Origin of the sequence: Thalassotalea euphylliae (assembly GCF_042682785.1) — a bacterium.
Classification (GTDB): domain Bacteria; phylum Pseudomonadota; class Gammaproteobacteria; order Enterobacterales; family Alteromonadaceae; genus Thalassotalea_F; species Thalassotalea_F euphylliae.
In genome coordinates, this window is record NZ_JBHUIB010000012.1 from 696,166 (window position 1) to 711,452 (window position 15,287).

Consider the following 15,287-nt stretch of genomic DNA (forward strand, 5'->3'; position numbering starts at 1 on the left):
CCTGACGACTAGTCGTCACAGTCCATTTTGAATGCTTTGTGGCCTTTTTTGGCTGACTTACCAATTTTACCCAGTGCTGCTTTAATTGCTGCAGGATCTTTTGCTGCAATAAGTTCTTCAACTGATTGTTTTAAAAAGCCCATACCCTTTTGGTATTTCTCGTAATCAGCTTGCTGGGTTGCGTCTAACTCTTTTTTATCGCTAATTGCTAGAGGCACGTAACTGTCAGCTTTTTCTACTTGTGCAAGTAGTTTCTGCGCAGTTTCGTTTAACGTTGCCATATCACCTGTTTTAGCAGCTTTCTTGATGACTTTCATTTGGTCTTTCATATTACCCATGATGTCAGCTAAATCGGTTTTACCGCACATTGGATGAGCAGCCATTGCTGGCATTGCAAACAGGAAAGAAGCTAGCGCTACAGAAATTGTGGTCTTTTTCATTATTATCTTCCAAGCATAATGTTTTTATGAAGTCGCCTCATACTAAGGAGCTTTTCATCAGTTCGCAATAAAACATAAAAATCTTTACAAAATTAGCGACGCCTTTACGTACTTCTTGTCATCAAATTGTCTTTTTTGATGAATTCTTTTACTACGAACAAATGTCTAGATGAATAATAGTTGTATACAAAGTCGATTTGTACATTTGGTGAACCAGTGTTAAACATCCGTTTTTAATGGTTTTGAATAATACCTGTAATCTGCATGTAACTTTGCGTAAACAAAAAGTACATATTTCTAAAACATTTCTGTCATTTTTGCTCCGTAGCATGTCCGCAAATTTTTATAAATACATGCAAATGTAAACACTAAACACTGCGGAGCAGATAACAAAATGCAAACCTCTAAAATCTTAAAAGTAAGTGCTGTAGCTTGTGCAATCGCGTTAGCGGGTTGTGACGGTGACATCAAAGTTCAACCAACTGTTAACGACAACAGCGTGAACGACTCTAACAACACAATCACTAACCCACCGACAACGACTCCTGATCCAGTTGAAAACATCTGTGCTTCATACGGCGAAGGCGACGATATGAAACAAGGTACAGTGACAGCTGATGGTGACTGTAGCTACGGTTTAAGCTTTGCTTCTAAGAGCATTGAAATTACTGAAGACTTAACGCTAGCTTCGTTACCTAACGGCGGTGTTCACATCTTCGAATCTGCTCTACAAATGGGTGCTGACTGTGACACAACAACGTCATGTTCAATCGAAACAAACGGCCCAACGTTAACTGTTGAAGCGGGTGCTACTGTTGCATTCCGTTCTGGTGAAGCATTATTACGTATCGGTCGTGGTGCGGATATCCAAGCTGTTGGTACTATGGCTGCACCAATTACATTCACATCTACTTCAGCTATCCCACACTTAGACGTAGTAGGTAAAGGTCCTAGCCCGTTCGGTGATTGGGCTGGTATCGTTGTTAACGGTCTTGGCATCACTGACCAATGTACGGACGAAGAGCGTAATGCAGGTACATGTAATGCTGAGTCAGAAGGTGACGGCTCTCTATACGGTGGCGGTGACAACACTGATAGCTCTGGCGCAATTAAGTACACTAAAATCAACTATGCTGGTTCAGGCCCAATTGATGGCGGTGACGGTAACGACTTCAACTCATTACTATTAAATGCCGTTGGTTCAGGTACTGAAATCGACTTCATCCACATTCACCAAGGTTACGATGACGGTATCGAGTTCTTCGGTGGTGCAGTGGATATCAAGCACATTGTTGTTACTGAAAACCAAGATGACGCTATCGACATCGACGCTGGCTGGCAAGGTCAAGGTCAATTCATCTTCATCACTCACGGTGATGCAGAGTTTGACGGTGTAATGTCTCCTATGGGTAACCACGGTTTCGAAACTGATGGTAAGAAAGGTACTACATCTGAACAAGCACCTGTTTCTAACGCTCAATTAGCAAACATCACGTTTATCGGCTCTGACCAACTTTCAGTTCGTGACGGTGACCCTTCACGCGCAGTTAAGTTCGACGACGGCATCAAATCAATGTACTACAACGCTTTATTCATTAAGCCTGACTTAGTAGTAACTGACCCAGCTAGCGACGACGGTTGTGTTGTATTCTCTGGCGACGGTCAAATTAATGCATCTGCAAACAGCTTTAACAACACTGTTTTAGCGTGTGCTCAAGACTTCGTAGCTGGCGACACTGCAGTATTTGATGACGCAGACACAGACTCTCCAGGCCAAACACGTGCTCAGTGGTTAGCGCAAGGTACTGGTAACGAGAGCGTAGGTGCAATGACTGTTCTTCAAGCTGACGGTATCCGTGCTGACAGTGCATCATTCACAGCTACTCCAGCGGCTTCTTTACCAGAAGGTATGGATGCTGCAGCATTTATCGGTGCTGTTGACTACACAGATACGTCAAGTGATTGGTACAACTGGGTTAACACGGCATTAACTGCTGCTGCAAACGACTAATTCTTGCAATTAGAAAGCTGAGATAGGCGCTGCGAAGCGCCTATTTTTTAAAAAATTAATGCAAGAAAAGGGTATGAGAATGCAATACAAAGTTAACAAAATTGCTTTAGCTGTAGCGCTTACAGTAAGCAGTGGCTTTGCTATCGCACAAGAATCTGAAGATAGTGCAATCGAAGAAGTAGTTGTTAAAGCTTCACGTTTGCAGGGTAGTGCAGTTGCTGTCATTGAAGAGCGAAAGAACCAAGCGTTCGTCGCTGATATTTTAGGCTCTGAACAACTATCTAAAACTGGTGATAGCGATGCAGCTGCTGCTTTACGTCGTGTAACAGGTTTGACTCTTGTAGATGGCAAGTTTATCTACGTTCGTGGTTTAGGTGAACGATATTCTAGCGCTAGATTAAATGGCGCTTCAGTACCAAGCCCTGACTTAACAAGAAACGTAATCCCTCTTGATTTATTCCCATCAAGTATTATTGAAAGCTTAGCGGTACAAAAAGCGTATTCACCTTCAATGCCAGCGGCATTTGGTGGTGGTTCAATTGATATTCGTACTAAGTCTGTACCGTCACAGTTTGTCGGTAACATTGAAGTTGGTGTGGGTATGAATACCGAAGCTGACAAGGGCTTTACATATAGCTCTGGTCACTCTGGCTTACCTTCAGAATTACAAGACGCTATCGTGAAATATCGTGGTGACTTCAGCCTTGCAAGTATTATTACCAAAGAGCAAGGTTTAGGAAACGATATTGATGCGGCCGGCGCTGAAATGATCAATCAAGGCTTGTTAAGTCAGCTTGACCGTGACATGGCGCTTAAGCGTGAGTCGCTTGACCCAGATGTAAACATCAAAGCAAGCATCGGTAATTCGTTTGACGAAGATTACTTCGGTGGCACTATTGGTTTCTTCGCATCTGGTGCATACGACAATAAATGGAAGTTTTCAGAAAAGTCTAACAATGTCATCAGTCAAAACTTAGGTGACAATTGTAGTGAATCACTCGATTCTGCCGATGCAACGAGTAACTCTTGCTTTGATGCGACAACTGATTCAGAAGTGACGACAGAAGAAGAACGTATCAGTGGTGTGTTTACCCTTGGTTACAAGCTTGGTCAGCATAATGTTTCTTACTCAAAAATCTATTTAGAAGATTCTGAAGATGAAACAGAGATTGCCGTTAAACAAGCACCAGGTGGTAGTACTGTCCGTACTATTTTTGGAACGGGTACTGCTGACCGTTTAATTTCGTTTAACTATGAAGAAAGAATGTTAGATGTTGACCAATTTGTTGGCCAGCATACATTCACAGACTACTGGGGAATTGGCTTTGACTGGCAGTACACGGAGTCTGAAGCAACAACAGAAATTCCGACAGAAGTTGAGTATGTTTTCCGCGATAGCTACGATCGCAACACAGGTAACTACCTGAGCTCAGGTATTACAGGTGACCAAAACCGTGCAACTTACTCATTCGTTGACATGGAAGAGCAAGTTAAGTCTTACTCAGGTAACTTAACACTGCCAATCTATGCTGGCGACTTTGAAATGGAATACAAAGTAGGTTATGACTTCACTGATAAAGCAAGACAATATGTCACGTCTAGCTTCAAAGTGAACAACAACTCTGGTGCTGGTGTGACTGTTGGTGATGACATACTTGAATTGCCAGCATACTTATCTGATAGCTTTATCTCAGATAACAGCATGGGAATCACCTTCAACGAACCAAGCATTCCAGATGCCGATGACTACATTGCGGGTCAGAAGATTGATGCGGGCTACGGTGCATTTGATATTATTTATCAAGGTACATGGCGCTTCAGTGGTGGTATTCGTTATGAGAAGTTCCGCCAAGTATCGCTTCGCTCGTCTAGTCTCGTGTTTGGTAAAGACGACATTGAAAGATTGTACAATGAAGAAACTATTCTTGAAGGTACTATCAACGATGACGACTTCTATCCTGCACTTTCGATGACTTACATCGGCGGTGAAGACTACCAAGTTCGTTTTGGTTACGGTGAAACTGTTGTTCGTCCAGATCTTCGAGAAGTTATCCCGGTAGCGTACTACGATCCATTAACGGATATTCGTACAACGGGTCGTGTAGGCCTTCAGTCAAGTGACTTGAAGAACTTTGACCTTCGTTACGAAAGCTACAGTGCTAATGGTGACAACTGGTCGGTAGCGTTATTCTACAAAGATATCGACAGCCCAATCGAGAATATTCTTCGCATTGGTGATGAAGATTACAGCTTATCATTCATCAACGGTGAAGAGGGGGAGGTCTACGGTATTGAAACTGAATGGCTTCATGACCTTAGCTACCTAGCAGATGGCTTCTTTACTTCAGGTAATATCACACTTAGTGACTCTGAAGTATCTATCGACCCATCACTTGCGGGTAACTTAACAAACCCAACTAAGCGTTTGACAGGTCACTCAGAGTACGTAGTTAACTTACAGTTAAACTATGATTCTGCAGACGGTAACCACAGTGGTTCTTTAGTTTACAATGTGTTTGGTGAGCGTATTATCGCGTCAGGTGTAGCGGATAGAGACGATGCTTTCGAGCAGCCTTTCCACTCACTAGACTTGGTTTACACTTACTATCCATCATTTAGCTCGAAATTGAAGTTTAAAGTTCAAAATATGCTAGCTGAAGACCAAGAAGTGTTGCAGTCAGACGTAGTTGTTCGTTCTAAAGAAATTGGCACGACATTTAGCCTTAGCTATACGTACGACTTCTAACGTTAGATAAACGTGAATTAAAAAAGGCCGACGTTATTGTCGGCCTTTTTGTCTGTATATTTTACATTAGCTTGGTGGCTCAATAGTCAAACTATTTAGACCTCAGATATCATGAGCGTTTCAGTGTGATGGTATACATATTGCTATAATTTTGCTCAGTCTGCTTACATAAGTGGCTACATTTTATTGGTGTTTTTAAAGGAATAGAAAGCATGATTAAACAAACTCTATTTAGTGGCTTATTGTTGATTGCTACTACCTCATTGTCTCAGGCCGGCATAATTAAAGTTGATGATAGCGATTTTAATTCTGGTGCTGGCGTCATTACGTTCTCCGAATTTGCTCTGGGAACAACCAACCCTGCGTATACTGCTGCTGATTATGGTGGTGATGCTGGTGACCCAGACGTAAATTTTGGTGGGTGGTTTAATGGTCAAAGCTTAAGTGCAAACCCATTAATTGATTGCCCTGGAGCTGCGGCTAGTGCTTGTATCGTCGGTAACCCAACAAACTCGCTAGGAATTGATACAAACTCTCCAAATACATTCATTGTTGGCGATGGCTCTAACCCTACTTCTCCGGTACTTAGTGGAACGCCAACTTTTAATGGCGGTATCGCTGTTTTATTTAGTACTGATCAATTTGGCGTTGGGTTTGATGGCGGTTTCTTTAACGCTGTTGGTTCTACTGCTATTACTGCATTTGCGCGTGATGGAAGTTTAATAGGTTCAGTTGCGAATACAGTAACAGGAATTGAGTTTTTGGGCTTGGTTACTGACGACAATACTGCGAGAATCGCTGGTGTGTTTTTAGATTTAGTTGGTGCAGAACCGGCCGGTTTCGCGATTGATAATATCCGTTTTGGTGGTGTAAACGATATTAATGTTGTTGGGGTTTCAGAGCCAAGCACATATTTAGGCTTTGTATTAGCCTTATCTTTAATGGTTGTAAGAAGAAATTCTTTGAATAAGTAATCAATTTAAGGGTCGCTTTATGCGACCCTTATTCATTGGGTGCATGCGTAACATTGTATAACAGGAGAATGCATCGGGGGAATCTAAGTGAATTTATTTCTCGTAACGTAATAAAAACATCTTCACTGATTCTTTGATAAGTTGCTCACGCTCTTTATCACTCAAAATTCCCGTCATACCAATAATTTGTGGCCAAAAGCCACTGCCTTTTATCAAACTATGTAATTGGGTATTAGCAAACATCACATCGTCAATAGCGAGCCTCTTGTCATTTATGGCCAGCTCTATCCATTTATAAATTGCGGTTTCTTGCTTGGAAATTTTTGAAACTTCTTCTTGCAAAGCGTCTTGTTTAAAGAAAAAGTGACTAATCGCAACGCGAGATAAATCAATATATTCAGGGTTGCTGAGTAGCTCTACTTCTACTCGTAATAGTGCCTCTAACTGAGGGGCAAGTGGAGCATCACTACAATAATTTGCATCAACATTGACCATGGCCGTGTGCCAAAGCTCGGTAACTAAATGCATTACCAGTGCTTCTTTTGTTTCGAAATGGTTATACACAGTTCGCTTAGATACATTAGCGGCTTCTGCTAGTTTGTCCATACTGGTTGACTGCACGCCATGCTCTTTAAACATGCGTTTTGCAGCAACAATGATGTCCTGCTTTTTCTGTTCGCTTCGGGTTAATCCTTGCTTCACTACGGTCACACTTCAATGGAAATTTCACTTATTTTACACTGAGTAGTTTACTTTTTGAATGGTTATAAAGTAAACTACACCGACTAGTTTACATTTTGTGTGTAGAAATAGGCTGTAAACATGCATACGTTTTTAAAAGAATCGAGAGTTTGGTTAGTAGGAGTTGTAGTTCTTATGGCGATTTTGGCAGGTTGTAATCAAAACGAGCAACAAATTTCAAAGTTTAAAAATACGCAATTAGAGTATAAAACAGATATGGGCGTTATTTGGGAGATTATTAAAGAGCGTTTCACTATAAAACGCGTTGCGCCAGAGCCAACATCAACAATGCCTGTGAAGCCATTAACATTTGCAGAAATTCAACAAGCTAAAGAAAACAGTGCGGTAAAGTTGGGACATTCATCAATGCTATTAAAAATTAATAGCCAAATCATATTATTGGACCCCGTATTTAGTGATAGAGCTTCTCCTGTCCAGTGGGCGGGGCCTAAACGATTTCATCAAACTCCCATTACATTGGATGAGCTAGAGTACATTGATGTTATTGTCATAAGTCATGATCATTATGACCACCTCGACAAAGGGACAATAAAAGCGCTAAACCAAAAAGTTGGTCATTTTGTTGTGCCACTAAAAATTGGAAAGTACTTGCTAAAATGGGGCGTTAGCAAAGACAAAATTACTGAACTTGATTGGTGGCAAGAGCACCAATTAAATGGTGTGACTTATATAGCAACACCGACTCAACATTTTTCAGGTCGAGGCTTGTTTGATAGAGATGAAACACTATGGGCAAGTTGGGTTATTCAAAGTGAAGACGTGAATATTTATTTCTCGGGCGACAGTGGTTACTTTTCAGGGTTCAAAGAGATAGGTAATAAATATGGGCCGTTTGATCTCACTTTGGTTGAAACCGGTGCGTATAACAAATTATGGAAAGAAATCCACATGATGCCTGAAGAGTCTGTACAAGCGCATCTTGATTTGCAGGGTAAAGTGATGATGCCTATTCACAACGCGACATTTGATTTAGCGATGCACGACTGGGATGAGCCTCTAGAGCGTGTATCCGAATTAGCAAAGACGCATAATATAGAACTTGCTACTCCAGTGTTTGGCGACATATTTGAGATACAGCAAGTTAATAGGCCTATACGCTGGTGGCGCTTAATGGAGTAACTGTTAAGTCAATGAAAATAGAAAAGCAGGCATATTTGCCTGCTTTTTTGTGCCTTGTTGGTTGGCAAATACTTTAAGACGCTATTCTGAAGGTTGTTTATATGCAGTAGCTCATATCTGCACTCACAGTATACGCAATTAGATTTAGATGTTATTTTGCAGGCAGCAATGTGCGAGAAGCGGACATCGACCTCGACATTACTGAGAATTCTCAGTAAATCCCCAAACTATACAAAATATTTCCTTAACACTATGAAATATATAAATAAAAACCGATAAATACATCGGGATATTACTATGAAGTCTCAGTAATATCCCAAAAAACGCTAATAATTGATTGGGTTTTGTTGTTAACGGATTGAATTGCAATAGATTTCTGGTAATTTAATTGGCTAATCGTGGACGGATATTACTGAGACGTCTACATAATATGCTGTTATGTGTACAGGTAGTAAGTCGTGTTATTCAACCTTTTTAATAAAAAGAAAAATACAGAATTACACGAAAATTCATTTCCAAAAGATGAATTTAATTGGGGGCATCCTTGGCATTTATTAGAAGGTGGTTCACGAGGAAAAATTGGGTTACAAAAAGAGTTGAATGCTGAAATCGGTTCAAAACATCCTCTTTTTGAATTTGACCCAATTGTATTTGCACGTTCAAGTGCAGGTGATGATATTTTAGTATTTTTAAATGACGGACGTTTTGCTTGTGTTCATTTGGTATGGCACGGAAAGGTAGATCAATTTCCAGATAAATTTCCCTCTACATATTTTTTAGATTCCGCAGTAAGCGTGCAGAACTTTTTGGATGAAGAGGCAGCAGAGCACACATAACAAGCCATTGCAGTGCGGGACTTTTAACAGTTGGCTTTCCTCACTGCGCTCGTTATTTTAGCCAACAATTAGAAGCCCCTGAATGGGGCGTTATACAACAAAAATAATCAATCATAATTTGGAGTAAAAAATGAAAAAAGGAATATTAAGTATATCAATAGCTGTTGCATTATTGACAGGCTGTGCAGCCACAGTAAAACCAGTCGATATACCACAAGTATCCAATTTAAAAGGAATTGAAGCTAACTCTACGGATGTTAAGGCTTACATAAGTGATTTCTCTATAAATTTACCATCACCGAAAATTGGGCAAGCCAAAACAGGTACTTTATGCGTAGGTGGAACAGACTTAACTTGGACAGGACATACACCAACAGTGGCTGCTATGGACACAACTGTTAAATCAACTTTTAAAGATTTAAATTACAATGTTTCTTCTAGCCTCCTGAAAGAAAAAGCAAGAAACGAAGCTAATGTTCTAATTGCGGGAAGTGTAACTGACATGAAAGGTAACCTTTGCCTATCTATTGATGGTCAAAAAGGTGATGTGTATGCCGAGGTTTCTTGGGAGCTTTATAACAAAAAAAATGATCAGACTCTAACGCTGAAAACACAAGGAACTAGCAGTAACCCTAAGTTTGTTCAAGCAGGTGATACAGAATTATTCGTAGCTTCAGTAAAAATGGCAACACTTAACCTTTTAGCTAACCCTGAAGTACATAAATTGCTAAATAATTAGTTGTATAACAAGGCGCTCAACTAGGAAAAAATTAAGCAAACTATTCACTTCGTTCAATTTTAGCTTACTTAATTTTTCCTGTTAGCTTGGCGTTAGGTAACTAAATGGAATTTGTTAAATACCGAAACCTAAATCTTCCAAATGAACTGAGTTATGAATTCCTCTTAGAGTTACAACAGTATCTCAACAATGAGTTACTCGATTGCTTTCGGTCAATTAATAATGAGAGTCGAGAAAAAATATCTCGCGATTTAATTACTAAAGTTGAGCATTTAATTGAGCAAATTAACCAACATGGATACGGTCTTTATCGCGCTGATTATTCGGGCGATATTAACTATGAAAATAGTGAGCAAACTTACTGTAATAAAAACCTAAATATTCACTTTCATGGTTTTACCGCCCAAGTATCATGGGATAATTGGTAACGTTACCTAACAAGCCAATTAAGTACGGGACTGCTAAAGCTTGGCTCAGTTCCGCTTCGCTACACAGTTTAGCCAAGCATTATCAGCCCCTTATTGGGGCGTTACACGTACAAATCACACAAAAATAAGGAAATTTAGACATGGAAAAAGGTTTGACTGTTGGCTCTGCTTTCAAATTTACTTTCGTTACATCCGGAACAGCCATTTTCTTTCTATATATAATTACCACCCTACCAATGGTTCTATTCGGTAGAGAGTCATCGACAGAGTTCTTTGGCTACTCAGCAAACACCGTTCCTGGCTTTTTGTTTGGTCTGATAGCAATGCCATTTATCATCGGTTTTATTTCTGGGTTTCTTGCGGTTCAAGCGGTAATCGGGCAGTGGCTTTACACCAGGGTGTTTAGTTTGGAGCTGACACTCAATAATGCCAATGACGTATAACAAGTTGCCCAAATACACTCCGGCCACTAATAACATGGCCTCCGCGGGACACGCAAACAGCGCGTGCCCCTTGGCAAAGCGTTAGGTATACAATCATGCTCGAAGAGTTTCGATACATCTTGTCACCAATAAGTGTCAAAAGTCACCCCGAATGGGGAGCTTATATTGAACTCATTGATTATGAACATAGAGATTACATTGAAGACGTTTTATGCGAGCATTTCGATTTAGATTATGCTTTTTGTTCCAATGAAGATGTAACTGGCGACTACGTTTTGTATTTTGCAGATAAAGCATCAATTGAAGTTGTAGAAAAAGCGGTGAGTGAAATTAACGAGTTTCATAAAGTTAATAAAATTGATTATAAAGTGGCACCGTATACCTAACAAGCCAATCAAGTGAGGGACTGCTAAAGCTTGGCTCAGTTCCACTACGTTACACAGTTTAGCCAAGCATTTATCAGCCCCTTATTGGGGCGTTATATGTACACGCAGATTTATGGATAAACTTTCGAAGATACATTTAGGTTCGTTTCTACTCTTACTAGTGATTTGCATACTTTTTAGTTGGTCTTTTAAATATGATGAAAGAGCAGATTTAAAGCTTTCAAAAAGCGAAGTTTTGTGTAGCGAATCTAAAAGTAAATCTAGATCTTACTTTTTAAAAGAAGATCAAAGGTACTACATTGGCTCAACTTACAAATCATGCGAACAAACCTATAAAGAAATGGCGAATAAAGATATTCGTGTCATATATCTAGTTAAAAATAATTCGATAGTTGAATTAGAAATCGATGGTAAATTGGTTAAAACTGACGACTCGATAAAGAATATATATTTAGGCATATTTATAGCAATAATAATATTCAGTTTAATTAAAAAACCAATCGATATGCTAGTTAAAAAGTACATATAACAAGCCATTCAAGGCGGGACTGCTAAAGCTTGGCTCAGTTCCACTTCGTTTCACAGTATAGCCAAGCATTATCAGCCCCTTAATGGGGCGTTATATGCCAAGAGTAGATTGTGCCTAAATTTGTTCCATTTACCTGCTTTGAATGCAGATGTACATTTAAACGAGAATTTGAAAGGGATATATTCTTGAGGAAATGCCCAACATGTAAAAGCGATGCTTTAATGATGGACATAAGATTCCGACCTCCCAAGAAACGAGATGACAAGCAATGGAAAAAAGTCGAATTCCTTGTTTCTCATGGTTTCTTTTTTCAAAAAGTCTATCGTAAAGAAGGCCCTTTATCGTATCGTGAGAAATATCCAAGTACATTGGAACAAGCCAAGGAGTTTGTCGTTAAGTACAAGGATCAAGCTTTCGATTTAGGCATATAACAAGCCAATTAAGTGCGGGACTGTTAACAGCTTGCTCGGTTCCGATTCGCTGCACATCTTAGCAAGCTTTTATCAACCCCTGAATGGGGCGTTAGCTGCACATGAAGAAAAATTTGCGAGCACTTTACCTTTTAGAATTCTTTGTAGGTTTTGCACCTTCAGTTCTAATTCTTTGTGTAGGTATAATCTTTAGCCCTATATATTTCGTTGGATTATTTTCTGGTGCTCCAGAAGTCTTGCTATATTTGTTCTTGGTTATTTCTGGCTCATTCGGTTTTTGGGGCGCAATAAGTTTGCTTACTTTAACCTTGCACCCAGAAAATGAGAATACAAGCCCGTTTCGCCTACGTGTATATTTGTTATTAGGGTTATTGGCTTCGTTGATTGTAAGCATTTTTATTGTTCGTATTCATAACCCGTGGTCTTATGTGTTTATTTTGCCATTCGTCGTAACTGCTCATTTGGCATATAAACAACGGTATTACATAATGAAAAAGTGCAGCTAACAAGTTACTTAAAAGGACGCGAAATGCTTAGTTTTCGCTCCTGAGCCGCTAATTTTTAAAAACTTTTTACTGTTATTTTGCAAAGTATTGGAAAGCTAAGGAAGGTTGAGATGGAAACTGAAATTAAAGTAGCAATTATCGATAAAGCCCCCTCCTTTGTTGGAATTTTATTGTTTGTTTTATTTATTCTTACTTTTTCTGAAAGTATTGAAGGGTATATCAATAGCTTAACCAAATTAGAAGTTGCAGGTGTAACATTTGAATTTGATAAGACCAAGGTGCCAGAGGGGTATTCTAAAGATATAACTAATTTTCACCCTAATAAGGCATTAAGAGATCGACTTTCTTTTTTAGCTCCTAAACTACGTAAATCCAATATGCTGGTCATACATGACAATGAGTTCGAAGCCCTATGGCTAGCAGATACCTTTAGAAGTTTAGGAATGGCAGTTGATGTTGGCATTTGTAAATCAGGTGCTCAGGATTTAATTCAGCACCACTATGATGTGATTTTATCAGATATCGATTGGGGTTCTTGCTCAAAAGGCCCTATTAAAGCGACTGAGTTTCTTAATGAAGTAAGCCCATCAGGAAAAAGAGTTGTCTTTTATATTCTGAACTTAGAAGGTGAAACCAAGCATGTTCCACATTATGCTGAGGAACTAACTAACTCTTTTGAAGAAATGATTAATGGCGTATTTGATGTAATTAGTCGTAGCGAGCGCTTAGCTTTCTGACAAGTTTGACAAAAGGGCGCAAAACGCTTTTTTGTCCCTAACTATAGCCTAGCATTTCTGCGCCCATAAATAATGCGATACAGCAGTTCGCTTTTGGTACATATGCGACTGTCAGATTTGATCGCGCTCTATTATTCGGCTCTGACAGATCAATAGTTACCTATATTTAATGCTCAATAAAACCTTCTACACTTATGCGCAAAGCGAGATGTACTGCCAATCGTATTCGCTATGCTGAAGCGCCAAGTGAGCTTGATCGCGGCCATTGTTTTTTGAAGAGTACAACGCTTTATCTGCTTGAGGTAAAAGTTTATCCCATTGCTGGCGAAGTGTTTGCAAACTGTCGGCGTGTACCATACCGGCCGACGTGGTGACGACAATTTCACCTTTACTGGTACTAAATGGTTTTTCTCGGACACTTTCTAATATGCGATTAACAAGATGCTCGCCGGTTTCGCCATTGCTTTCTCGCGCAATTAGCAAGAACTCTTCTCCGCCCCAGCGTACTGAAATATCTTCTTTACGTGTTATTGACGTGAGTCGCTGTGCAAATTCTGTAAGTACTTGGTCACCTACATCATGCCCAAACGTGTCGTTTATACGTTTAAATTTATCGATATCCATTATCACCAAGCTGCAAGGTTTTGGCGTTTTTTTCTCTCGTTCGGCAATGGCTGACAATGACTCTTCCAGAAACCGTCTATTGAAGAGTTTGGTGAGTTGGTCTTGATACGTTTTACCTTGAAGTGCGGCATTGTCTTTCAGTAAATCTCTATTGTGACGCTTGGTACTAATGTAATGACGATAAAAACGAATCATAAAAATTAGCGCAATAACACACAGTAAAAAGAAGATGTTTCGACGCAAAATACGCTTTTCATCTGCCGCTGCCCGCAAACTTTTTTCTAGCGTTAACAGCGCAATTTCTTTTTCTTTTTTATCGGCTTCGTATTTTTGTTCGATAGCCAATAGTTTTTCTTCTCGTTCGTCGAACTGCTGTTTGCTAAATTTTTCATGAAATATCTTGTGTTGCAAAAATGCTTGCTCATACTGGCCTAATTCAGCGTAGGCGTTAGCGAGCATTTTTAGGGCTTCGACAACGTACGGCTCTTTGTTTTTTGATTCAAAATACTCATGTGCACCTCGCAACAAAGCGAGTCCTTCCTCGCCATGGCCTTGTTTCGACTTTATTAAGCCAAGGTTAGCCTGGGCAACCATAAATAGATGGTCGTTATTGAAAGATTTAGCCAATGTTTGTGCATCTTTGGCATTTTGTTCAGCTCTAGCATAGTCTCCTTCTGTTGTGTAAATATCTGAAAGGTTGACCATTATGGTCGCTTGGAGACGAACAGAGTCAGTCGAGTAGGCATATTCTTTGGCTTTTTCCATTGCCATGATTTCCGATTGGCGTTGACCCAGTTCACCGTATATGTAGCTTCGGTTCACTAATAGCGTAGCCATCTGACGCGCTTTCTTCAGCGAACTTGCTTTAACGACTGTTGCCGCTTTTACATTGAGCTTTAATGCTTTATCAAATTCACGGATGTAGATGTATAACGTTGATAAGTTATTTAGTATGGTGCCATATTTTTGGTCGACACTATTGTCGTCAAAAAAATTCAACGCACGATTATAGTCTTCGATGGCATGATGATACTGACCTTGTTCTTTATTTGCATTGGCTCGAGAATTAAGGGCTTGTAATGAAAGCGAGCTATTTCTCCCTTGCTGGGACAGTGTTATTGCTTGGTTAAGGTGTTCTATAGCTCGAGTGAATTCACTTTGGTTGACGAGCAAGGTGCCTTTCCAGTATTCAATATAAGGGAGCAACCAGTCATGATTGCCTTCGGTCGCAAGCTGTTGCATGGTGAATATTTGGTCTTCAACGAGGTCGTGTTGGTCGAGTAATAGGTGCGCATTTGCTCTGATTACTAACACAAAACCCATCTCGTATTGCGACATTTTATGCGCGTCCGTTTGCTCCAATTCGGCCAGTTGTTTTAGGGTTTTTTTAGGTTCACTGGTGACCAACTGGTTGAGATGAAAAAGCTCTTTTCCTATTTCCGTTGTTTTTAAAATTTGAACAGGATCGGTAACAGCAGGCACTGCTGCTTCTACCGCTCGTGCAGAAAGGCTTGGCAGCGTGAATGTAATACTAAAAACAATAACGGATACGAAACGCGCGAAATAGCACATTAAG

At 39.9% G+C, this 15,287-nt stretch carries 15 protein-coding genes; 12 read left to right on the top strand and 3 right to left on the bottom strand.

What is annotated here, in order from left to right:
* Positions 1-8: 8 nt before the first annotated feature.
* Complete coding sequence (locus ACFSJY_RS17515; RefSeq protein WP_386037356.1) at positions 9-440, bottom strand: cytochrome b562; 432 nt, start codon at positions 438-440, stop codon at positions 9-11.
* Between the two features lie 394 nt (positions 441-834).
* Between ACFSJY_RS17515 and ACFSJY_RS17520 the strand changes: the two genes are divergently transcribed.
* The 3 genes from ACFSJY_RS17520 (at position 835) to ACFSJY_RS17530 (ending at position 6,171) form a co-directional block, all read left to right on the top strand.
* Positions 835-2,451 (top strand): hypothetical protein, encoded by a 1,617-nt coding sequence (locus ACFSJY_RS17520; protein ID WP_386037359.1) that lies wholly within the window; start codon positions 835-837, stop codon positions 2,449-2,451.
* Positions 2,452-2,524: 73 nt separating this feature from the next.
* Positions 2,525-5,197, top strand: coding sequence for a TonB-dependent receptor plug domain-containing protein (locus tag ACFSJY_RS17525; RefSeq protein ID WP_386037362.1), 2,673 nt, complete (start codon positions 2,525-2,527; stop codon positions 5,195-5,197).
* A gap of 212 nt (positions 5,198-5,409) precedes the next feature.
* Positions 5,410-6,171 (top strand): PEP-CTERM sorting domain-containing protein, encoded by a 762-nt coding sequence (locus ACFSJY_RS17530; RefSeq protein WP_386037365.1) that lies wholly within the window; start codon positions 5,410-5,412, stop codon positions 6,169-6,171.
* A gap of 93 nt (positions 6,172-6,264) precedes the next feature.
* On the opposite strand, the gene ACFSJY_RS17535 is transcribed toward ACFSJY_RS17530, so the two are convergent.
* Positions 6,265-6,873 carry a TetR/AcrR family transcriptional regulator gene (locus ACFSJY_RS17535; protein WP_386037368.1) on the bottom strand — a complete coding sequence of 203 codons (609 nt, stop codon included), beginning with the start codon at positions 6,871-6,873 and terminating at the stop codon, positions 6,265-6,267.
* Between the two features lie 174 nt (positions 6,874-7,047).
* Here ACFSJY_RS17535 and ACFSJY_RS17540 point away from each other — a divergent pair, with 174 nt between their 5' ends.
* The 9 genes from ACFSJY_RS17540 (at position 7,048) to ACFSJY_RS17580 (ending at position 13,087) form a co-directional block, all read left to right on the top strand.
* The gene (locus ACFSJY_RS17540; RefSeq protein ID WP_386037371.1) at positions 7,048-8,052 is read left to right on the top strand and encodes an MBL fold metallo-hydrolase; all 1,005 of its coding nucleotides are present in this window, start codon (positions 7,048-7,050) and stop codon (positions 8,050-8,052) included.
* A 458-nt stretch (positions 8,053-8,510) separates the two neighbouring features.
* Positions 8,511-8,888 (top strand): hypothetical protein, encoded by a 378-nt coding sequence (locus tag ACFSJY_RS17545; protein WP_386037374.1) that lies wholly within the window; start codon positions 8,511-8,513, stop codon positions 8,886-8,888.
* 130 nt (positions 8,889-9,018) lie between these two features.
* On the top strand, positions 9,019-9,627 hold the full coding sequence (locus ACFSJY_RS17550) for a hypothetical protein (RefSeq protein WP_386037377.1): 609 nt from the start codon (positions 9,019-9,021) through the stop codon (positions 9,625-9,627).
* A gap of 104 nt (positions 9,628-9,731) precedes the next feature.
* The gene (locus ACFSJY_RS17555) at positions 9,732-10,055 is read left to right on the top strand and encodes a hypothetical protein (RefSeq protein WP_386037380.1); all 324 of its coding nucleotides are present in this window, start codon (positions 9,732-9,734) and stop codon (positions 10,053-10,055) included.
* A gap of 140 nt (positions 10,056-10,195) precedes the next feature.
* A complete protein-coding gene (locus ACFSJY_RS17560; RefSeq protein WP_386037383.1) occupies positions 10,196-10,498 on the top strand; it encodes a hypothetical protein in 303 nt (100 codons plus the stop codon).
* Between the two features lie 95 nt (positions 10,499-10,593).
* A complete protein-coding gene (locus ACFSJY_RS17565; RefSeq protein WP_386037386.1) occupies positions 10,594-10,884 on the top strand; it encodes a hypothetical protein in 291 nt (96 codons plus the stop codon).
* A gap of 112 nt (positions 10,885-10,996) precedes the next feature.
* The gene (locus tag ACFSJY_RS17570) at positions 10,997-11,413 is read left to right on the top strand and encodes a hypothetical protein (protein WP_386037389.1); all 417 of its coding nucleotides are present in this window, start codon (positions 10,997-10,999) and stop codon (positions 11,411-11,413) included.
* A 221-nt stretch (positions 11,414-11,634) separates the two neighbouring features.
* The gene (locus ACFSJY_RS17575) at positions 11,635-11,844 is read left to right on the top strand and encodes a hypothetical protein (RefSeq protein ID WP_386037392.1); all 210 of its coding nucleotides are present in this window, start codon (positions 11,635-11,637) and stop codon (positions 11,842-11,844) included.
* 616 nt (positions 11,845-12,460) lie between these two features.
* Positions 12,461-13,087, top strand: coding sequence for a hypothetical protein (locus ACFSJY_RS17580; protein ID WP_386037395.1), 627 nt, complete (start codon positions 12,461-12,463; stop codon positions 13,085-13,087).
* Positions 13,088-13,279: 192 nt separating this feature from the next.
* Here the strand turns inward: ACFSJY_RS17580 and ACFSJY_RS17585 are convergent, their stop codons facing one another.
* Positions 13,280-15,283 (bottom strand): tetratricopeptide repeat-containing diguanylate cyclase, encoded by a 2,004-nt coding sequence (locus tag ACFSJY_RS17585; protein WP_386037398.1) that lies wholly within the window; start codon positions 15,281-15,283, stop codon positions 13,280-13,282.
* Between the last annotated feature and the right edge of the window lie 4 nt (positions 15,284-15,287).